Raw genomic sequence first — 20,680 nt, 5'->3', positions numbered from 1 at the left:
GTCACTGGTTGCTACCTGGATTGACGAAATAGAGTGATCCATCACTGTTCACCCGTTACCGGCACCCGATCCCGCATACTGATACGGCACCGACGTCCCGGGCGCCCCTCGGATAGTCTCGACGCATCATGCGTTTCGGGCTGCTTCTTCTTAGCTGCCGCGGCGAGGGCCTGTAGTCGTAGGCCGACCCCCTCCCCGCGGAGTCTGGTGTTGCAGCGAACACGTCGGCCGTCCCCATGAAGGACCCCGAGGAGCCCTACGCCATGACCGCAGTGAACCCCGCGCAGACCCCCGCCGAGAACGCGGTGGGCCGTCCCACGCCGATCACCAACGCCACGGGACTGCAGAAGCCGTCCGGGATGCCGGTCCACAAGTACGGCCGCTACGAGGCCGTCGAGATCCCCGACCGCACCTGGCCCGAGAAGCGGATCACCAAGGCGCCCCGCTGGCTCTCCACCGACCTGCGCGACGGCAACCAGGCCCTGATCGACCCGATGTCGCCGGCCCGCAAGCGCGAGATGTTCGACCTGCTGGTGCGCATGGGCTACAAGGAGATCGAGGTCGGCTTCCCGTCCTCCGGCGAGACTGACTTCGCGTTCGTCCGCTCCATCATCGAAGAGGGCGCGATCCCCGAGGACGTGACGATCTCCGTCCTGACGCAGGCCCGCGAGGAGCTGATCGAGCGGACCGTCGAGTCGCTGGTCGGCGCCCGCCGCGCCACCGTGCACCTGTACAACGCGACCGCCCCGACCTTCCGCCGCGTGGTCTTCCGCGGCTCCAAGGAGCAGGTCAAGCAGATCGCGGTCGACGGCACCCGGCTGGTCATGGAGTACGCGGAGAAGATCCTGGGCGAGGAGACGATCTTCGGCTACCAGTACAGCCCGGAGATCTTCACCGACACCGAGCTGGACTTCGCCCTGGAGGTCTGCGAGGCGGTCTGTGACGTCTGGCAGCCCGAGGAGGGCCGCGAGATCATCCTCAACCTGCCCGCCACCGTGGAGCGTTCGACGCCGTCCACGCACGCGGACCGGTTCGAGTGGATGTCGCGCAACCTGTCGCGCCGCGAGCACGTCTGCCTGTCCGTCCACCCGCACAACGACCGCGGCACCGCCGTCGCCGCCGCCGAACTGGCCCTGATGGCCGGTGCGGACCGGATCGAGGGCTGCCTGTTCGGCCAGGGCGAGCGCACCGGCAACGTCGACCTGGTGACGCTGGGCATGAACCTGTTCTCGCAGGGCGTCGACCCGCAGATCGACTTCTCGCAGATCGACGAGATCCGCCGCACCAGCGAGTACTGCAACCAGATGGAGGTCCACCCGCGCCACCCCTACGCGGGCGACCTGGTCTACACCGCCTTCTCCGGCTCCCACCAGGACGCCATCAAGAAGGGCTTCGACGCCATGGAGGCCGATGCGGCCGCCCGGGGCAAGGGGGTCACCGTCGATGATCTCGAGTGGGCGGTGCCGTACCTGCCGATCGACCCGAAGGACGTCGGCCGCTCCTACGAGGCCGTCATCCGGGTCAACTCGCAGTCCGGCAAGGGCGGAATCGCGTACGTCCTGAAGAACGACCACAAGCTGGACCTGCCGCGCCGGATGCAGATCGAGTTCTCCCGGATCATTCAGGCCAAGACCGACGCCGAGGGCGGCGAGGTCACGCCGACGCAGATCTGGACCACGTTCCAGGACGAGTACCTGCCCAACCCCGAGGACGCGGCGGCTCAGTGGGGCCGCGTACAGATCCGCTCCGGCCAGACCACCACCGGCTCCGACGGCCAGGACACGATCACCGTCGAGGCGACCGTGGACGGCGCGGACATCGTGCTCACCGGCACCGGCAACGGTCCGATCTCCGCGTTCTTCGAAGCGCTGCAGGCCATCGGCATCGACGCCCGGCTGCTGGACTACACCGAGCACACCATGAGCGAGGGCGCGAGCGCGCAGGCCGCCTCGTACATCGAGTGCGCCATCGACGGAAAGGTCCTGTGGGGCATCGGCATCGACGCCAACACCACGCGGGCCTCCCTGAAGGCGGTCGTCTCGGCCGTCAACCGCGCCACCCGCTGACCCGGCGCCCGAAAGGGCATGAAGTCGTACGGTCCGTGAACCCCGTCCACCCGCACCCGGGGGGCGGGGTTCGGCCATCTCCGCACGGTTGTGACGAGCGAGATGCTGACGCCGCTTCACGGATGTGGTTAACATCACGTCCAACACGGCAATGTTGCCGGAGCGTTACGGAGGTGTGCGACGTGCGGTCAGCCCTGGGACGAAGCGCCACAAAGCTGCGTATCTGCGGCACCCGCACGCTGTGGGACACCGTCGGCGACGGTGAGTTCTTCTGCCCCGGCTGCGGAGGCGACCGCAATTACCGCCGCCTCACCGGACGCCGCCGCTTCGCCGTCCTCGGCGTGCCGCTGCTGCGGCGCGGCACCGTGGGACCGGTCGTCGAATGCGCGGCCTGCCGCGCCCACTTCGACACCGAGGCGCTCGACCACCCCACCACCACCCGGTTCTCCGCGATGCTCAGGGACGCCGTCCACACCGTGGCCCTCGGCGTCCTCGCGGCCGGCGGCAGCACCTCCCGAGCGGTTCTGGAGGCCGCGGTCGAGACGGTGCGCGGCGCCGGTCTGGACGACTGCACGCAGGAACAGCTCGCCACCGTCGTCGAGGTCCTCTCCGCCGACATCGGTCACGGCTCCGCCTTCGACCCCGCGGCCGAGGCCTGCGGCGCGGCCCTCGCCATCGAGCTCCACGAGGCGCTGGAGCCCCTCGCCCCGCACCTCGCCCCCGCCGGGCGCGAATCGATTCTGCTCCAGGGCGCCCGGATCGCCCTCGCCGACGGCCCGTACAGCCCGGCCGAGCGCGAGGTGCTGACCACGGTCGGCGGGGCGCTGCGGCTCCGCGCCGAGGACACCGCCCGGCTGCTCGCCGCGGCGGCGCGTACGCCCTCCTGAGCCCTCTCCACGACGGCCCGGCTACTCCCGCGGGAGTAGCCGGGCCGTCGTGCCCTCCCCGGCAGTAGCCGGGAAGTCGGCCCCCGGTCCGACGAATCGTCCCCGGCCCGACGGGAGTCTGGACAGGACCGGACACCCGGACGGAAGAGGGGGGCCTCCCATGAGGGCCGCAGCACAGGACAAGGACGAGCGGACGCGACCGCGGAACAGGTGGCGCATGCTGCCCTGGGCGATCGTCGCGCTCTGGGTCGCCGTGATCGCGATCGCCGGACCGCTGGCCGGCAGGCTCGGGGACGTACAGGTCAACCGGGCCGTCGACTACCTGCCGGCGAGTGCCGACTCCACCCAGGTGGCGAAGATCCAGGACACACTGCCCGGCGGCGAGTCGACCGACCTTGTGCTCGTCTACCACCGCGACGGCGGGCTGACCGCCGCCGACCGGACCGTGGCGGCCCGGCAGACCGCCGGGGTCGCCGGCGCCCACACCCTCACCGCACCGCCGCGGGCCGTGCCCTCCAAGGACGGCACGACCCTGATGTACCCGGTCTCCACGACCGAGCCCGGCCAGGATGACGAGGCGCGGACCGCGTTCGTCGACCAGGTGCGCGAGACCGTGAGGGGCGACGGCGGACTGAGCGCCGACGTCGGCGGACCCGGAGCGCTGAACGCCGACGCGCAGAAGGTTTACGGCTCCCTCGGCGGACCGCTCCTCTACACGACCGTCGCCGTCGTCGCGATCCTGCTGATCCTCATCTACCGCAGCCCGCTGCTGTGGCTGGTGCCACTCGTCGTCGCGGGTGTCGCCGACGCCCTGTCAATGGCGGTCGTCTACGGCCTCAACCGGGGCTTCGACGTCACCGTCACCGGCCAGAGCTCCGCGGTGATGACCATCCTCGTCTTCGGCGCGGGCACCGACTACGCCCTGCTGCTCGTCTCCCGCTACCGCGAGGAACTCACCCGCGTCGCCAGGCCGCACGAGGCCGTGGCGGCGGCGCTGCGCGGCTGCGGACCCGCCGTCGTCGCCTCCTCCGCCACCGTCGCGGCGGGCCTCCTGTGCCTGCTGGCCGCCGATCTCACCAGCAGCCGGGGAATGGGGCCCATCGCCGCCGTCGGGGTGCTGTGCGCGCTCCTGGCCATGCTGACGCTGCTTCCCGCGGTGCTGGTGCTGCTGGGCCGCAGGGTGTTCTGGCCGCTCGTGCCGGTGTACGGCTCCGAGCCGAGGAAGCGCCGCTCCCTGTTCGCCGCCATGGGCGGCTCGGCCGGGCGCCGGCCCGTCGCGGTCCTGGTGACCGGCGGGGTGCTGCTGGGCGCGCTGTCGCTCGGGGCGTTCAACCTGCCGGGCGACCTCAAGCAGGAGGACTCCTTCACCAGCAGACCGGAATCCGTCGTCGCCATGAGCACCCTCGCCGACGCCTATCCGGGCCGCTCCGCCCAGCCGGTCACCGTGCTGGCCCCGACCGACCGGGCCGGCGCCGCACTGGCGAAGGCCCGTACGACCGAGGGCGTCGCCTCCGCCGAACGAGGCCGCAGCGGCGGCGGCTGGACCGAACTGTCCGTCGTCGCCGAGGACCCGCCCGAGTCCGCGGGGGAGCGGGACACCATCCACGCCCTGCGCGACGGACTGGACGGCAGCCACGTCGGCGGGCCCGGCGCCCAGCAGATGGACCTGGAGACCGCCAGCTCCCGGGACCTCGGAATCGTCGTCCCGCTCGTCCTGCTCTCCGTCCTGCTGATCCTGATCGTCCTGCTGCGCAGCCTCGTCGCCCCGCTGCTGCTCGTCGCCGCCGTCGTCGCCGTCTGGGGCGCCGCGCTCGGCATCGGCGGACTGCTCTTCGAACCGGTCCTCGGACTCAAGGGCACCGACCCCGGACTGCCGCTGCTCACCTTCGTCTTCCTGGTGGCCCTCGGCGTCGACTACGGCATCTTCCTGATGCACCGGGTCCGGGAGGAGGCCCGGCGCGGCGCCGAACCCACCGCGGCCGCGCTCACCGCCCTGCGCACCACCGGCGGCGTGATCGCCTCGGCCGGACTGGTGCTCGCCGCCACCTTCGCCGTCCTGACGAACATGCCGCTGACCTCCCTCGTCGAGATGGGCTTCGTCATCGCCGTCGGCGTCCTGCTCGACACCTTCCTCGTCCGCACCTACCTGGTGACCTCGGCGAGCGTGGCCCTGCAACGGAAGATGTGGTGGCCCGGCGCGCTCAGCCGTCCCCCCGCCGCACCCGCCCCGCGCGAGCAGGAACTCGTCGGGGCGCCCTGACAATGGTCCGGCCCGTACCGGAGGATGGCGGCGTGTCCACCACCGCAGGCCGCCGCGAGCGCATCCTGGCCGTCGTCAACCGCGACCCCATGCACGCGCCGCACAAGACGCGCACCGACGCCCTCGTAGCCGTGGGCGCCGGTGCGCTCTCCGCCGTCCTCGCCCTGCTCGCCGACGGCGCGGCCGCGCCCGACGCGCTCGGCTGGCTCCTGCTCATGGCCAGCGCCGCACCGCTCGTGTGGCGACGACGCAACCCCGTCCTCGCCCTGCTCGCCATGATCCCGATGCTGATGCTCTACCACGGCCTCGACAACGCCCACACGGCTCCGATGCCGCAGACCTGGATCGCCCTCTACACCGTGGCCGTGACCGGCCGCCCGCTGCGCACCCTGCTCACCGGCATCGGCGTGACGTCCGTGATGGTGACGGTGGTGCTCAGCATCGACGCCCACCAGGGGCTCGAACTGCTGCGCATCTCCGGATGGATCGTCGCCATCCTGTTCTGCGGGGTCGACGTGCGCATCTACCGCCAGTACGTCGCCTCGATGCTGGAGCGCGCAGAACGGGCCGAACGCACCCGTGACGAGGAGGCCCGGCGCCGGGTCGCCGAGGAGCGGCTGCGGATCGCCCGCGACCTGCACGACCTGCTGGCCCACAGCATCACCCTCATCGGCGTGCAGACCTCGGTCGCCTCGCACATCCTGACCGTCGACCCGGAACGGCTCGACCGCACGGCGATCGCCGCCTCGCTGGACGACATCGCCGACACCTGCCGGGAGGCCAGGGCCGAGCTCCGCACCACCCTCCAGGTGCTGCGCGACACCGGGCACGGCGGCAGCGGGACCGACCCGGACGGCCCGCTGCCCGGGCTGGCCGCGCTGCCCGGCCTCGTACGGGCCGCCGAGGCGGCCGGCGCCGGGGTCGACCTCCGGGTGGACGTACCGGAGGGCCGCCTGGCCCCGGCGACCGGAGCGGCCGCCTACCGCATCGTGCAGGAGTCCCTGACGAACGCGGTACGGCACGCGGGCCCCGGCGTCCGCATCACCGTCGCCGTCGCGCCCGCCGGCCAGGCCGCGCTGCGGGTCACGGTCACCGACGACGGCACCGGCCCGGTGGACGACGGCTCCGCGCCCGGCTTCGGCATCGTCGGGATGCGGGAGAGGGCCCGCAGCACGGGCGGCAGCCTGGCCGCCGGGCCCCGCCCCGGCGGCGGCTTCGAGGTCTCGGCGCTGCTGCCGTTCCAGGCGCAGGGAGAAGTGCGGAACCCAGCACCGCGACAGGTATCGGAGACCGCCTCATGATCCGCGTCCTGCTCGCCGACGACCAGACCCTCGTCCGGGCGGCGTTCGCGATGCTCGTCGGCTCCGCCCCGGACATGGAGGTCGTCGGCGAGGCCGCCACCGGCCTCGAAGCCGTCGCGCTCGCCCGCACCGCCCGCGCCGACCTCGTCGTGATGGACATCCGGATGCCCGAACTCGACGGCATCGAGGCGACCCGCCGCATCGCCGCCGACGAGGACCTGGCCGGCGTGAAGGTCCTCGTCCTGACCACGTACGACACCGACGACCACATCGTCGACGCCCTGCGCGCCGGCGCCTCCGGCTTCCTGGTCAAGGACACCAGGCCCGCCGATCTGCTCGCCGCGATCAGGACGGTGGCCGCGGGCGATGCCCTGCTCTCGCCCGGCCCGACCGCCCGGCTGATCGCCCGGGTCCTCAGCGCCCCGCAGCCCCCGACCGGCACCGGCCCCGGCGGACCCGGGATGCTCTCCGACCGCGAACGCCAGGTCCTCGCCCTCGTCGCACGCGGCCTCAACAACACCGAGATCGCCGAGACCCTCGGCCTCAGCCCGCTCACCGCCAAGACCCATGTCAGCCGGATCATGGGCAAACTGGGCGCCCGCGACCGGGCCCAGCTGGTGATCGTCGCCTACGAATCCGGTCTCGTCGTGCCCGCGGGAGGCGGCGCGGACCGGAACTGAACGGACCGGGTTGCGGGGGCGGGCCCGCCGGGCCGCCCGCGTACCGGACAATGGAGCCATGAGCTTGTTCCGGGACGACGGCGTGGTGCTCCGCACGCAGAAGCTGGGCGAGGCCGACCGGATCATCACGATCCTGACCCGCGGCCACGGCCGGGTACGGGCCGTCGCGCGCGGCGTGCGGCGCACGAAGTCGAAGTTCGGGGCCCGGCTGGAGCCGTTCTCCCACGTGGACGTGCAGTTCTTCGCCCGCGGCAGCGAACTGGTCGGGCGCGGACTGCCGCTCTGCACCCAGAGCGAGACGATCGCCCCGTACGGCGGCGGCATCGTCACCGACTACGGGCGCTACACCGCGGGCACCGCGATGCTGGAGACCGCCGAACGCTTCACCGACCACGAGGGCGAGCCCGCCGTCCAGCAGTACCTGCTGCTGGTGGGCGGCCTGCGCACACTGGCCCGCGGGGAGCACGAACCACACCTCATCCTGGACGCCTTCCTGCTGCGCTCCCTCGCCGTCAACGGCTACGCCCCCAGCTTCGACGACTGCGCCCGGTGCGGAATGCCCGGTCCGAACCGGTTCTTCTCCGTCGCGGCGGGCGGCGTCATATGCGGCGACTGCCGGGTACCCGGCAGCGTCGTACCCTCGGCTGAGGCCGTCACCCTGCTGAGCGCCCTGCTCAGCGGCGACTGGGAGACGGCGGACGCGTGCGAGGCGCGTCATGTCAGGGAGGGCAGCGGGCTGGTGTCCGCCTATCTGCACTGGCATCTGGAGCGCGGCCTGCGTTCGCTGCGGTACGTGGAAAAGTGACACAGGGAGACTGAAGAGCTCATGGCAGTACGCGGAATCCTCGGCGGCCGTAACCGGCGCGACCACAAGACCCCGGAGCCGCACCCGTCCGGTGCGGTGCCTCCGAAGATCCCCGGTGAGCTGGTGCCCAAGCACGTCGCCGTGGTGATGGACGGCAACGGCCGCTGGGCCAAGGAGCGCGGCCTGCCGCGCACCGAGGGCCACAAGGTCGGCGAGGCCGTCGTCATGGACGTGCTCAAGGGCTGCATCGAGATGGGCGTCAAGAACCTCTCGCTGTACGCGTTCTCCACCGAGAACTGGAAGCGGTCCCCGGACGAGGTGAAGTTCCTCATGAACTTCAACCGCGACGTCATCCGCCGCCGCCGCGACGAGATGGACGAACTCGGCATCCGGATCCGCTGGGTCGGCCGCATGCCGAAGCTGTGGAAGTCCGTCGTCCAGGAGCTCCAGGTCGCCCAGGAGCAGACCAAGGACAACGACAAGATGACGCTGTACTTCTGCGTCAACTACGGCGGCCGGGCCGAGATCGCGGACGCGGCGCAGCGGATCGCCCAGGACGTCGCGGCCGGCAGGCTCGACCCGTCGAAGGTCAACGAGAAGACGTTCGCGAAGTACATCTACTACCCGGACATGCCGGACGTCGACCTCTTCGTGCGCCCCAGCGGCGAACAGCGCACCTCGAACTACCTGATCTGGCAGAGCGCGTACGCCGAGATGGTCTTCCAGGACGTGCTGTGGCCGGACTTCGACCGCCGCGACCTGTGGCGCGCCTGTCTGGAGTTCGCCCAGCGCGACCGGCGGTTCGGCGGGGCCGAGGAAGCGGCGGCCGCCGGAAACTGAGCAGCGGCCGGGCCGGCGGGGGCGGACCCCCGCCGGCCCGGCCGGTTCACTCCTGCGGGCTCGCGCACTCCGCGCACGTACCGAAGACCTCCACCGTGTGCGCCACGTTCACGAAACCGTGCTGCGCCGCGATGGTCTCCGCCCACGTCTCCACCGCCGGGCCCTCGACCTCGACGGCCTTGCCGCACATCCGGCACACCAGATGGTGGTGGTGGTCACCGGTCGAACACCGCCGGTAGACGGACTCGCCCTCGGTGGTGCGCAGCACATCGACCTCGCCCGCGTCCGCGAGGGACTGCAGGGTGCGGTAGACCGTGGTCAGCCCGACCGAGTCACCGCGGTGCTTGAGCACGTCGTGCAGCTCCTGGGCGCTGCGGAACTCGTCCACCTCGTCGAGCGCCGCGGCCACGGCCGCCCGCTGGCGGGTCGACCGGCCGCGGACCGGGGCCGCGTTCGTTCCACTGATCGGCGCCGTCGCCACAGCAGCCTCCTCGTGTCGCCCGTACGTATGTCGGGCCATTGTGCCAGTCCGCACCGCTCGCCCGGTCAGACGCGGACGTCGTCCGCCGCCGGGCGGGTGGCCGGTACCTCAAGGGTGCACCGGTCGTCCGTCGTCTCGCGCCGGCGGGCACGGCTCCTGGCCAGCGGGGCGGCGAGCAGCGTCAGGGCGATGAACACCCCGATGGCGAGCAGCACGATCGTCGCGCCGGGCGGGACGTCCTGGTAGTACGACGTGATGGTGCCGGCCAGCGTCACCGCGACCCCGGTGACGACCGAGAGCACGAACGTGACCTTGAACGAGCGGGTGATCTGCTGCGCGGCGGCGACCGGGACCACCATCAGGGCGCTGACCAGCAGCAGCCCGACGACCCGCATCGCGACGGTGACGGTCACCGCGGCGGTGACCGCGATCAGCAGGTTGAGTACGCGCACCGGCAGCCCGGTGACCCGGGCGAACTCCTCGTCCTGGCTGACGGCGAACAGCTGCCTGCGCAGCCCCACCGTCACCAGCAGCACGAACGCCGCCAGCAGCGCGATCGCGGTGATGTCCTCGGAGGAGACCGTGGACAGCGAGCCGAAGAGGTACGAGGTGAGGTTGGCGTTGGAGCCGGTGTCGGAGAGGTTGATCAGCAGGACACCGCCCGCCATGCCGCCGTAGAAGAGCATCGCCAGCGCGATGTCACCGCGGGTGCGGCCGTACCAGCGGATCAGCTCCATGGTGACCGCGCCCACGACGGCGACGGCGGTGGCCATCCAGACGGGGCTGGTGGAGAGCAGGAAGCCGAGGCCGACGCCGGTCATCGCGATGTGGCCGATGCCGTCGCCCATCAGGGCCTGCCGGCGCTGCACCAGGTAGATGCCGACGGCGGGGGCGATGACGCCGACCAGGACGGCGGCGATCAGGGCCCGCTGCATGAAGGGAGGGGTGAGGAATTCCATGGTCAGCTCAGCAGTCCCGTCCGGACGGGCTCGGAGGCCGCGTGGGGGTGTACGTGGTCGTGGCCGGGCAGCGCGTGCTGTCCGAGTGCCTTCGGAGGCGGTCCGTCGTGCATGACGCAGCCGTCGCGCAGCACGATCGCCCGGTCGATCAGGGGCTCCAGCGGGCCGAGCTCGTGCAGGACGAGGAGCACGGTGGTGCCGGCCGCGACCTGTTCGCGCAGGGTCTCGGCGAGGATCTCCTGGCTGGCCAGGTCGACCCCGGCCATCGGCTCGTCCATGATCAGCAGTTCGGGTTCGGCGGCGAGCGCGCGGGCGATCAGCACGCGCTGGTGCTGACCGCCGGAGAGGGCGTCCACCGAGTCCCTGGCGCGGTCGGCGAGGCCGACGAGCGCGATGGCGCGGTCCACGGCGGCCCGGTCGGCCTTGCGGGGCAGGCCGAGCCGGGTGCGGGACAGCCGCCCGGAGGAGACGACCTCACGGATCGTGGCGGGCACTCCGCCGGCCGCGGTGGTGCGCTGCGGTACGTAACCGACCCGGGCCCAGTCGCGGAAGCGGCGCAGCGGGGTGCCGAAGAGCTCGACGGTGCCGCCGGTGAGCGGGACCTGGCCGATGACCGAGCGGACGGCGGTCGACTTGCCGGAACCGTTGGCACCGAGCAGGGCGACGACCTCACCGCGGCGCACGGTCAGGTCGACACCGCGCAGTACGGGGCGTGCGCCGAGGGTGGCCGTGGCGTCGCGCACGACGATCACGGGTTCGGGCGTGGTGCTCGGTGTGGTGCTCTGGGGCTCGGGCATGAGCGCCTCCGGTGCTGCCGTGCGGTTCGGGTCTGCGGGGTCTGGCGGGTCTGCGGGGTCCGTGGAGGCGCCGGGGGTGCTCACTTCGCGCCGAGCGCCTTCTGGAGGGCGGCGAGGTTGGACTCCATGACCTCGATGTAGTCAGCGCCCTTGGACTTGCCGGTGATTCCCTCCAGCGGGTCCAGGACGTCCGTCCTCAGTCCGGTGTCCCGGGCGACCGTCTTCGCCGTCTTGTCGCTGGCGAGCGTCTCGAAGAAGACGGTGGTGACCTTCTTCTCCTGGGCGATCGCGTGCAGGGCGCTGATGCGGGCCGGGCTGGGCTCGGCCTCGGGGTCGATGCCGGCGATGCCCTCCTGGGTGAGGCCGTAGCGCTCGGCGAGGTACCCGAAGGCGGAGTGGGTGGTGATGAACGTCCTGGTCGCGGTGGTCTTCAGCCCTTTCTCGTACGCGGTGTCGAGCGCGTCGAGCCTGGTGACCAGGGCGGCGGTGTTCTTGCGGTAGTCCGCGGCGTGGTCCGGGTCGGTCTTCTCCAGCGACTTCCCGACCCCCTTGGCGACCTGGGCGTACTTCACCGGGTCGAGCCAGATGTGCGGGTCGGCGCCGGGCTCCTCGCCCTCGTGCTCGTGTGCGTGCTCCTCGCCACCGACCTCGGCGCCGTGGTCCTCCAGCGTGGTGAGCTCCGCGGCGTCGACGGAGTGCTTGGACTCGGAGAGCTTGATCGCGTCGTCGACGGCGGGCTGGAGGCCCTTGAGGTAGAGGATGTAGTCCGCGTCGCTCAGGCCGCCGACCTCGCGCGGGCTCAGCTCCAGGTCGTGGGGCTCCACACCCGGCTTGGTCAGCGTGGAGACGGAGACGTGGCTCCCGCCTATCTGCTCGGCCAGGAACTGCATGGGGTAGAACGACGCCACCACGTTCAGCTTGTCACCGTTCTTCCGGTCGGCCGCGTCGGAGGTGGAGCAGGCGGACAGGGTGGTGAGGCCGAGGGCGACGGCTCCGGCGACGGCTGCGGTGGGTATGAGGCGGCGTACGTTCATGACAGTCATTTTCAACAAAAGTGGAAACGATTGTCAACAAGGCCGATGAGATGACCTCGCACACACGGACCGGCGGACTACTCCGATACCGATTTGATCGAAGGGGCGTGCCCGCCGGTAATCTGAGGACTTCGCCCGCCCGTCTCCCGACCACCACCCCCCATCGAGGCGCGCGCGCCGCCCCCTGTCCAGTTCCGTCGTCGTAATGAAGAGAGCACCGTGGCCGCCGACAAGATCGACTCCATCGTCAGCCTGAGCAAGCGCCGTGGCTTCGTTTTCCCCTGCAGTGAGATCTACGGCGGCCAGCGCGCCGCCTGGGACTACGGACCGCTGGGCGTCGAGCTCAAGGAGAACCTCAAGCGCCAGTGGTGGCGCTACATGGTCACTTCGCGCGAGGACGTGGTCGGACTCGACTCGTCGGTCATCCTGGCCCCCGAGGTGTGGGTGGCCTCCGGTCACGTCGCCACGTTCTCCGACCCGCTGACCGAGTGCACCTCCTGTCACAAGCGCTACCGCGCGGACCACCTGGAGGAGGCGTACGAGGAGAAGCACGGCAAGCCGCCGGTCAACGGCCTCGCCGACCTCAACTGCCCCAACTGCGGCAACAAGGGCACCTTCACCGAGCCCAAGCAGTTCTCCGGCCTGCTCTCCACGCACCTCGGCCCGACCCAGGACTCCGGTTCGGTCGCCTACCTGCGCCCCGAGACCGCCCAGGGCATCTTCACCAACTTCGCCCAGGTGCAGACCGCTTCGCGCAAGAAGCCGCCGTTCGGCATCGCCCAGATGGGCAAGTCCTTCCGGAACGAGATCACTCCGGGCAACTTCATCTTCCGCACGCGCGAGTTCGAGCAGATGGAGATGGAGTTCTTCGTCAAGCCGGGCGAGGACGAGCAGTGGCAGGAGTACTGGATGGAGCAGCGCTGGAACTGGTACACCGGTCTCGGCCTGCGCGAGGAGAACATGCGGTGGTTCGAGCACCCCGCGGAGAAGCTCTCCCACTACTCCAAGCGCACCGCTGACATCGAGTACCGCTTCCGCTTCGGCGGCAGCGAGTGGGGCGAGCTGGAGGGCGTCGCCAACCGCACGGACTACGACCTGAAGGCGCACTCCAAGGCCTCGGGCACCGACCTCCAGTTCTACGACCAGGAGGCCGGCGAGCGCTGGACCCCCTACGTCATCGAGCCGGCGGCCGGTGTCGGCCGCTCCATGCTGGCCTTCCTGCTGGACGCCTACATCGAGGACGAGGCGCCCAACGCCAAGGGCGTCATGGAGAAGCGCACCGTGATGCGCCTCGACCCGCGCCTGGCGCCGGTCAAGGTCGCGGTCCTGCCGCTGTCCCGCAACCCGCAGCTCTCGCCGAAGGCCAAGGGCCTCGCGGCCGACCTGCGGCAGAACTGGAACATCGAGTTCGACGACGCGGGCGCCATCGGCCGCCGCTACCGTCGCCAGGACGAGATCGGTACGCCGTTCTGCGTCACCGTCGACTTCGACACCCTCGACGACAACGCGGTGACCGTGCGCGAGCGCGACACCATGAAGCAGGAGCGCGTCTCGCTGGACCAGATCCAGGCGTACCTCGGCGCCCGCCTGCTCGGCTGCTGACCCGTCCCAGCCGCTGAGCCGGCGCCGCCGGTACCCGCCGGCGCGCCGCATCCGCTGCACACGAGGCCCCCGGTTCTCCTTACGGAACCGGGGGCCTCGTGCACACTGGGCACACTCGCCCTGAGGAGGCTCGGATGCCGTCCATCACCACGAGCAAGGTCAGCAGATGGGACCAGCACGGCCGTGAACACGTCGTTCACGTCAAGAAGTCGGGAGTCCAGAGGCAGTTGAGCTGCGCGACCTGCGACTGGCGCAAGGCGGTGCAGTTCCTTCCCTGGCTCAAGGCCGAGGAACATCTCGCCGACGCCCACCAGGCGACGGTCGACCCGACGGCGACGTAAGTCCCGCCCCTGGGGGGTGCGCCCGGACCTCAGGCTCGCAGGCCGCGCAGCAACAGGTCCGAGACGGCGGTGAACTCGGCGACGATGGCGGGCTTCCGCCACTCCGCGGCGTACGCCGGGTCGTGGAAGCGTGCCGTCGCGTCGAAGACCGCCTGGGCGGCCGCCGCGGGGTCGTCCACGGCGAACTCCCCGTCCTGGACGCCCTCTTCGATGATCTCCCGCAACTGGCCCACCAGTTCGCGGATGTGGGCCTCGACGATGGAGCTCTCGCCCACCAGCACCTCGTACGTGGCGAACAGCTCGGGATCGCCTCCCGCCTTGTGCCGCTTGGCCTCGAACAGCGTCTCCAGCCACTGCCGGAGCTTCGCCGGCGAGGTCTGGGCGGAGGCGTGCAGGATCTCGGTGAGCTCCTGCTCCGTGCGGGTCAGCCAGCGGCCGGTCACGGCCTCGCGCAGGGCGGCCTTGGTGCGGAAGTGGCGGTAGACGCTGCCGTGGCTGACGCCGAGCGCCCTGGCCACATCGACCACGGTCGCCTTCGCGGGCCCGTAGCGACGCAGCACGTCCTCGGTGGCTTCGAGGATGCGCTCGGGGGTCAGCGGGTCGGTCGGCGGCGGCGTCATGGCGGGTGGGCTGCCTCTCGGGAGCGTCGGGCGGGAACGGGCCGTGGCGGGCCCGGTCCGGGGCAGAGCGGGGCGGGTCTGGCCCGGGGATCCCCGGGGCCCCTCGGAGATCGAGGGGGTCCCGGAGAGGGGTCCGGGCGGCAGGCGGGCGGGCCCGCACCCCGCCGACCGTACCCGGAGCTCAGCGCTCGCTGTCCAGGTGGGCCATCTGGCTGTCCGGGTAGCGGTTGCCCGCGGCCGCGCCGGCCGGGACGGCCTCCTCGATCGCCGCGAGATCGGCCGTGTCCAGCCGGACGTCCAGTGCGCCGAGGGCCTCGGTGAGCCGGTCGCGGCGCCGGGCGCCGACCAGCGGCACGATGTCCGTGCCCCGGGCGAGGACCCAGGCGATGGCGGTCTGCGCGACCGTGGCTCCCTTCTGCTCGGCGATCTTGCGCAGCGCCTCGACGAGGTCGAGGTTGTGCTGGAGGTTCTCCTCCTGGAAGCGCGGGCTCATGGACCGGAAGTCGCCCGGTGCCAGTTGGCGGTCGCGGGAGAAGTGGCCGCTGATCAGACCCCGCGAGAGCACCCCGTAGGCCGTGACGCCGATACCGAGCTCGCGGCAGGCGGGCAGGATCTCCGTCTCGATGGACCGGGAGATCAGCGAGTACTCGATCTGGAGGTCGGAGACCGGTGCGACGGCGGCCGCCCGGCGGATCGTCTCCGCGCCGACCTCGGAGAGGCCGATGTGGCGGACGTGTCCCGCCTCGACCAGTTCCGCGATGGCGCCGACGGTCTCCTCGATCGGGACGTCGGGGTCGATCCGGGCGATCCGGTAGATGTCGATGTGGTCGAGGCCCAGCCGCTGGAGCGAGTAGGCCGCGAAGTTCTTCACCGCCGCCGGGCGGCCGTCGTAGCCGGTGAAGCCGCCTTCGACGGTCCGCAGCGCGCCGAACTTGACGCTGGTCAGCGCCTGTTCGCGGGCGGCGGCGGGCGCGGTGCGCAGGGCCTCGTTGATCAGCAGCTCGTTGTGGCCCATGCCGTAGAAGTCGCCGGTGTCCAGCAGGGTGATGCCCGCGTCGAGCGCGGCGTGGATGGTGGCGATCGACTCGGAGCGGTCGCTCTCGCCGTACAGCGCGGACATGCCCATGCAGCCGAGGCCGAGCGCGGAGACCTGCGGGCCGGTGGAGCCGAGGGTGCGGGTGTGGAGGGCGGTCATGGGGAACTCCCGGTGGGTGGACACGGCGGACAGGCCGGAAAGGGCGGGGGGAAGGGATCGGGAAGGCGGACGGGATCGGAAGGCGGAGGGGACTGGCAGGCGGACGGGTTCGGAAGGTGGCAGGGAGCACGAAACACGGAACAACGCGGCATCGGACGAGGAGCGGTGGAGCGAGCTGCTTCTCCGCGTCGTACATCGACCATGACATGCGAGATGACAGATTTCAATATCTGTCAGTCCATGTCCCCCGGCAGGGTGACCCCGCCGGTCCGAAAACCCGGTGCTCGGGCCGCTCGGGGCGGGGTACGGTTTGCCGCATGTCTTCGTTCTTCCAGATCTACGAGTGAGAGCGCGGCGGGTCCCACCACCCGTCGCCCATCGGATCGATCCCAGGTCTGTCCAGACCTCACTTTCACCACGAATGGGAGAACCACGTGGCCAAGAGCCGTAACAACCTTCTCGGCGTCGGCGGACAGCGCAGGAAGCTGACCCGCGCCGAACAGCAGGGTGCCCCCGCCGGACGCGACACCGACCGCAAGTCGGCCGCCGAGCAGAAGCAGGAGCTGCTGCGCAAGATGCGCGAGCGTGCCACCGGCACCGAGGCGTCGGACGCCGCAGATGCCGCGGACGCCACGGCTGCCCCGGAGCAGGACGCCCCGGCGCAGAGCTGAGCAACGCCTCGCACCACCCGCAGCACCCCGCGCGACCCGCACGACCGTGGGCCCGGAACACCCCAGGTGTTCCGGGCCCACGCCCGTTCCGAAGCCCGATGGCTGACGCCCCGACGCCCCGACGCCCCGACGCCGCGCGCCTCACCCCACCGTGCGCGGCAGCCGCAGGCTCAGCAGGGTCGTCAGCGCCACCGCCGCCAGCTGCACCAGCAGCGTCACGATCAGCGCGTCCCGCATGCCCGAGCCCGGTGCCAGAGCCAGGAACAGCGAGCCGAGCGTCGCCACGCCCAGGGCCAGCGCCGCCTGCTGGGTCGTCGTCATGACCCCGCCGCCCACCCCGGCGCGCTCCGGCGGTACGTCGGACAGGACGATGCGGAACAGGACGGGCAGCTGCAGCCCCTGACCCAGGCCGGCGATCGCCATCCCCGGGATCAGGCCCGGCAGCCCCAGGCCCGACCAGCCGTGCCACACCGTGAGGGCGAGCACGACGACGCCGGCCGCCTGGATCAGGCCGCCCGCCGTCACCACCCGGCTGCCGAAGCGCCGCACCAGCCGCGGACCGGCCAGCGAGGCCGCGAAGAAGGCCACCGCCATCGGGGCCATCGACAGGCCCGACGCCGCCGGGCCCAGCTTCAGCCCCTGCTGGAGCGCCACCGCGATGACGAACATGAAGCCGCCGAAGCCGATCGAGAACGGCACCACCAGTGCCAGCCCGCGCCGCAGCGAGTCCAGCCGCAGCAGGCTCGGCGGGATCAGCGGGATCAGTCCGCGCCGGTCCGCCCGCCGCTCCACCCGGTAGAACGCGGCCGCGGCGAACGGGAACAGCGCCAGCGACACCCACGTCCACAGCGGCCAGCCCGCCGCCCGCCCCTCGGTGAGCGGGGCCAGCAGGGTCACGAGCGACGCGGCGAGCAGCAGCGTGCCCGGTACGTCGATGGGCGCCGGCCGCTCCGAACGGGTCTCCGGCACCGCACGGGCCGCCAGGACCAGTCCGACGGCCGCCACCGGGACGTTGACCAGGAACACCGAGCGCCAGCCCGCGCTCTCGCCGAACACCGACGACAGCGGTGCGGCGGCGACCAGGACCCCGCCCAGGATCTGGCCCGCGACCATGGAGAGACCGGCCGTGGCCCCGTACAGGCTCATCGCCCTGGCCCGTCGGTGTCCCGAGGTGGCGGCCTGGATGGTGGCGAGGACCTGCGGCAGCATCAGGGCCGCCGACGCGCCCTGGGCCACGCGTGCCCCGACCAGCGTCCAGGCGTCGGGCGCCAGTCCGCAGGCCAGGGAGGTGAGCCCGAACGCGGCGATGCCCAGCAGGAAGAGCCGGCGCCGGCCGGCCATGTCGCCGAGCCGGCCGCCGAGGACGAGCAGGACGGCGTAGGAGAGGCCGTAGCCCGCGACGACCAGTTCCAGCAGGGCGGGGCCCGCCGCGAGGTCGTGGTCGATGGTGGGCAGGGCGACGTTGACGATGAAGAAGTCGATCAGCGGAAGGGCGGCGCCCAGCAGCACGGTGAACAGACCCAGCGCGCCGAGCACCGGCGCCGGGTGGTCGTGCCGCACCACCGGGGCGGTGGCGGCGGATGTCTTCGGGCGTACAGAGGATTCACTCACGACATCGACGATCGCTCTTCCCGCAGCCTGGTACCAGAGTGTCCTTATCCTGGTACAAGTAGCACCTGGCATGGCATCGGACGGTCCCGCACCCTGGAGGCATGACGACGATGGTGACGGCAGCGCGGAGCAGCATCGAAACGCCGCGGATCCCACGGACCGAGGGGGCCGGCGGGACGGATGCCCCGGACGCCTCCGGGACCGAGGTCCGGCGTCACGAGCTCGCGGACTTCCTGCGCAGCCGCCGGGAGCGGATCACCCCCGAGCAGGTGGGGCTGGTGCGCGGCCGTCGCAGGCGGACCCCGGGGCTGCGCCGCGAGGAGGTCGCCCAGCTCTCCGCCGTCGGCGTCACCTGGTACACCTGGCTCGAACAGGCCCGTGACATCCAGGTCTCGCCCCAGGTGCTCGACGCGCTCGCCCGCGCCCTCCTCCTGGACCGCAGCGAGCGCACCCACCTGTTCTCCCTGGCGGCCGCCATCGACCCGGCGCCCGGCACGGAGTGCCCGAGCATCACCCCGGCCCTGCGCACCATGCTGACGCAGCTTGAGCCGATCCCGGCCTGCGTGCAGAACAGCCGCTACGACGTCCTCGCCCACAACCGCACCTACGGCCGGCTGCTCTGCGACATGGACGCGGTGGCTCCCGAGGACCGCAACATCATGCTGCTCTGCTACACGAACGAGGAATGGCGCTCCTCGGTCATGGACGTCGCCGAGGTGACCCGGCTCCTCACCGCCAAGTTCCGGGCCTCAATGGCCGAACACCTCGCCGAGCCCGCCTGGAAGGCGCTGCTCAAGCGGCTGGAGACGGCGTCCCCGGAGTTCCGGGAGGTCTGGGCGCGGCACGAGGTCGTGGGGACGGGCGCCCGGTCCAAGGTCTTCCGCAACGCCCACGTCGGACTGCTGCGCCTGGAGACCACCGACCTCTGGCTGGGGCCTGCGGCGGGACCGCGGCTGGTCACCTACGCACCGCGCGACGAGGAGACCCGCGAGCGCCTGGAGCGCCTTCAGGCCCTGGTGCTCGCCGACGAGGACTGACCCGCGGACGCCCCGGCAGCGGACGGCGAGGAGGCCTCCTCGGATTCCTCCAGCCGTTCCGCGGTCCGGCGGGCGGTCTCCCTGGCCCAGCGTCCGCTGCTCAGCGCGCCGACCAGCAGGACGCACACCCCGCAGCCGGTGATGATCCACCAGGCGGGCCTGCTCGCCGACACGAAGTCGGAGGCCGGTCCGCCGCCGTACGAGGTGCCCGCGCCGGCCACTCCCGCCGCGAGGACCGCCCCGATCACCGCGACGCCCAGCGTCTGCCCGATCTGGCGGCTGGTCGAGGCGACCGCGGCGGCCACACCCGCCTGGGAGCGCGGCATCCCGGAGACGGCGGTGTTGGTGATCGGCGCGTTCACCGCGCCGAAGCCCAGGCCGAACAGCACATACGCGGTGAACATCGACACGTTGCCGGTCTCCGCGTCGAACGCCGCGAACATCAGCCCGCTCACCGCCATCGCGACACCGGCGACGAGCAGCGGGATGCGCGGCCCGCGGCCGGCGACGACCCGGCCCGACAGGGGCGCCAGTACGCAGACCACGACCGCCATCGGCAGCGTGTAGAGGCCCGCGTCGAGCGCGCTCAGACCTCGTACGTCCTGCAGGTAGAGGGTGTTGACGAAGAGGAAGCCGCCCAGGGCGGCGAAGGCGCTCACCGCTATCACGGTGGCCCCGCTGAACGGGACGCTGCGGAAGAACCGCAGGTCGATCAGTGGATCGGTGCGCCGGGGTTCGTACATCAGCAGGCCGATGAGCGAGGCCGCCGCGAGAGCGGCGAGGAACAGGATCTCCGCCGAGGTCCAGCCCTTCTGCGGCGCCTCGATGATCGCGTACGTCAGCGAGCCCAGCAGCGCGATCACCAGCAGCTGGCCCACCGGGTCAGGCCGCCTGGCCTTCGGGGCGCGGGACTCGGGGACGTACCGCCAGGTCAGCAGCAGGGCGGCGAGGCCGACCGGCAGGTTGATCCAGAAGATCGACCGCCAGCCGACCGAGTCGACCAGGGCGCCGCCGACCACGGGACCCGCGGCCATCGAGACGCCGACGACGCCGCCCCACACGCCGATCGCACGGGCGCGCTCACGGGGGTCGGTGAAGGTGTTGGTGATGATCGACATCGCCACCGGGTTGAGCATCGAGCCACCGACGGCCTGCACCATCCGGAACGCGATGAGCGCCTCCAGGCTGGGCGCCAGCGAGCAGAGCGCCGAGCCCAGGGTGAACAGGACGAGACCGGCCATGAAGACCTTGCGCCGCCCGATCCGGTCGGCGGTGGACCCCGCGAGCATCAGGAGGGAGGCGAGGACGAGCGTGTACGCGTCGATCGTCCACTGCATCCCCGCGACACTCGCGTCCAGGTCCTGACGCATGGCGGGCAGGGCGACGTTGAGGACGGTGTTGTCGAGACTGACGATCAGGAGGCTGATGCAGCAGATCGCGAGTACGAGCATCCGTCGTCGGTGGCTGAGCTCGGGCATACATGGATAGTACGG

General features: G+C 71.5%; 19 protein-coding genes. 11 read left to right on the top strand and 8 right to left on the bottom strand.

Features of this window, described 5'->3' with window-relative positions:
• The first annotated feature begins 263 nt into the window (after positions 1-263).
• From leuA to OG408_RS12965, 7 genes are all read left to right on the top strand, one after another.
• A complete protein-coding gene (gene leuA / locus OG408_RS12995; RefSeq protein WP_326669949.1) occupies positions 264-2,066 on the top strand; it encodes a 2-isopropylmalate synthase in 1,803 nt (600 codons plus the stop codon).
• A 182-nt stretch (positions 2,067-2,248) separates the two neighbouring features.
• Positions 2,249-2,953, top strand: coding sequence for a TerB family tellurite resistance protein (locus tag OG408_RS12990; RefSeq protein WP_266778584.1), 705 nt, complete (start codon positions 2,249-2,251; stop codon positions 2,951-2,953).
• A gap of 160 nt (positions 2,954-3,113) precedes the next feature.
• On the top strand, positions 3,114-5,213 hold the full coding sequence (locus OG408_RS12985; protein ID WP_326669946.1) for an MMPL family transporter: 2,100 nt from the start codon (positions 3,114-3,116) through the stop codon (positions 5,211-5,213).
• Positions 5,214-5,215: 2 nt separating this feature from the next.
• The gene (locus OG408_RS12980; protein WP_266778580.1) at positions 5,216-6,514 is read left to right on the top strand and encodes a sensor histidine kinase; all 1,299 of its coding nucleotides are present in this window, start codon (positions 5,216-5,218) and stop codon (positions 6,512-6,514) included.
• The gene (locus OG408_RS12975) at positions 6,511-7,194 is read left to right on the top strand and encodes a response regulator transcription factor (RefSeq protein ID WP_266778578.1); all 684 of its coding nucleotides are present in this window, start codon (positions 6,511-6,513) and stop codon (positions 7,192-7,194) included. Before OG408_RS12980 ends, OG408_RS12975 begins: the two co-directional genes overlap by 4 nt.
• A 58-nt stretch (positions 7,195-7,252) precedes the next feature.
• Positions 7,253-7,999: a DNA repair protein RecO gene (gene recO / locus OG408_RS12970; RefSeq protein WP_266778576.1), complete on the top strand. Its 747-nt coding sequence runs from the start codon at positions 7,253-7,255 to the stop codon at positions 7,997-7,999.
• Between the two features lie 21 nt (positions 8,000-8,020).
• Complete coding sequence (locus tag OG408_RS12965; protein ID WP_266778574.1) at positions 8,021-8,839, top strand: isoprenyl transferase; 819 nt, start codon at positions 8,021-8,023, stop codon at positions 8,837-8,839.
• Between the two features lie 46 nt (positions 8,840-8,885).
• Here OG408_RS12965 and OG408_RS12960 read toward each other — a convergent pair whose 3' ends face one another.
• From OG408_RS12960 to OG408_RS12945, 4 genes are all read right to left on the bottom strand, one after another.
• Positions 8,886-9,320 carry a Fur family transcriptional regulator gene (locus OG408_RS12960; protein WP_266778572.1) on the bottom strand — a complete coding sequence of 145 codons (435 nt, stop codon included), beginning with the start codon at positions 9,318-9,320 and terminating at the stop codon, positions 8,886-8,888.
• Between the two features lie 65 nt (positions 9,321-9,385).
• Positions 9,386-10,279 (bottom strand): metal ABC transporter permease, encoded by an 894-nt coding sequence (locus tag OG408_RS12955; protein ID WP_266778570.1) that lies wholly within the window; start codon positions 10,277-10,279, stop codon positions 9,386-9,388.
• Between the two features lie 2 nt (positions 10,280-10,281).
• Positions 10,282-11,076, bottom strand: a complete 795-nt coding sequence (locus OG408_RS12950) for a metal ABC transporter ATP-binding protein (protein WP_266778569.1) — start codon at positions 11,074-11,076, stop codon at positions 10,282-10,284.
• 80 nt (positions 11,077-11,156) lie between these two features.
• Positions 11,157-12,110, bottom strand: coding sequence for a metal ABC transporter substrate-binding protein (locus OG408_RS12945; protein ID WP_266778567.1), 954 nt, complete (start codon positions 12,108-12,110; stop codon positions 11,157-11,159).
• Between the two features lie 219 nt (positions 12,111-12,329).
• On the opposite strand from OG408_RS12945, the gene OG408_RS12940 reads away from it, so the two are divergent.
• Positions 12,330-13,712, top strand: coding sequence for a glycine--tRNA ligase (locus tag OG408_RS12940; RefSeq protein WP_266778565.1), 1,383 nt, complete (start codon positions 12,330-12,332; stop codon positions 13,710-13,712).
• Positions 13,713-13,846: 134 nt separating this feature from the next.
• The gene (locus tag OG408_RS12935) at positions 13,847-14,053 is read left to right on the top strand and encodes a hypothetical protein (RefSeq protein ID WP_266778563.1); all 207 of its coding nucleotides are present in this window, start codon (positions 13,847-13,849) and stop codon (positions 14,051-14,053) included.
• Positions 14,054-14,082: 29 nt separating this feature from the next.
• Here OG408_RS12935 and OG408_RS12930 read toward each other — a convergent pair whose 3' ends face one another.
• Both OG408_RS12930 and OG408_RS12925 read right to left on the bottom strand, forming a co-directional pair.
• On the bottom strand, positions 14,083-14,673 hold the full coding sequence (locus OG408_RS12930; RefSeq protein ID WP_285563568.1) for a TetR family transcriptional regulator: 591 nt from the start codon (positions 14,671-14,673) through the stop codon (positions 14,083-14,085).
• A 181-nt stretch (positions 14,674-14,854) separates the two neighbouring features.
• Positions 14,855-15,868: an aldo/keto reductase gene (locus tag OG408_RS12925; protein WP_326669938.1), complete on the bottom strand. Its 1,014-nt coding sequence runs from the start codon at positions 15,866-15,868 to the stop codon at positions 14,855-14,857.
• A gap of 434 nt (positions 15,869-16,302) precedes the next feature.
• Between OG408_RS12925 and OG408_RS12920 the strand changes: the two genes are divergently transcribed.
• The gene (locus OG408_RS12920; RefSeq protein WP_266778557.1) at positions 16,303-16,539 is read left to right on the top strand and encodes a DUF6243 family protein; all 237 of its coding nucleotides are present in this window, start codon (positions 16,303-16,305) and stop codon (positions 16,537-16,539) included.
• A gap of 141 nt (positions 16,540-16,680) precedes the next feature.
• Here OG408_RS12920 and OG408_RS12915 read toward each other — a convergent pair whose 3' ends face one another.
• Positions 16,681-18,150: an MFS transporter gene (locus OG408_RS12915; protein ID WP_326669936.1), complete on the bottom strand. Its 1,470-nt coding sequence runs from the start codon at positions 18,148-18,150 to the stop codon at positions 16,681-16,683.
• A gap of 110 nt (positions 18,151-18,260) precedes the next feature.
• Here OG408_RS12915 and OG408_RS12910 point away from each other — a divergent pair, with 110 nt between their 5' ends.
• Positions 18,261-19,187: an MmyB family transcriptional regulator gene (locus OG408_RS12910; protein ID WP_405407044.1), complete on the top strand. Its 927-nt coding sequence runs from the start codon at positions 18,261-18,263 to the stop codon at positions 19,185-19,187.
• Here the strand turns inward: OG408_RS12910 and OG408_RS12905 are convergent.
• Entirely contained in the window at positions 19,157-20,665 is a 1,509-nt protein-coding gene (locus OG408_RS12905; RefSeq protein ID WP_266778551.1) for an MFS transporter, read from the bottom strand. The genes OG408_RS12910 and OG408_RS12905 overlap by 31 nt on opposite strands.
• Positions 20,666-20,680: the final 15 nt, after the last annotated feature.

The organism is Streptomyces sp. NBC_01257, from assembly GCF_035917255.1.
Classification (GTDB): Bacteria; Actinomycetota; Actinomycetes; order Streptomycetales; family Streptomycetaceae; genus Streptomyces.
The sequence above is the reverse complement of the archived record's forward strand: the minus strand, read 5'-3'. Positions and strand labels throughout refer to the sequence as shown.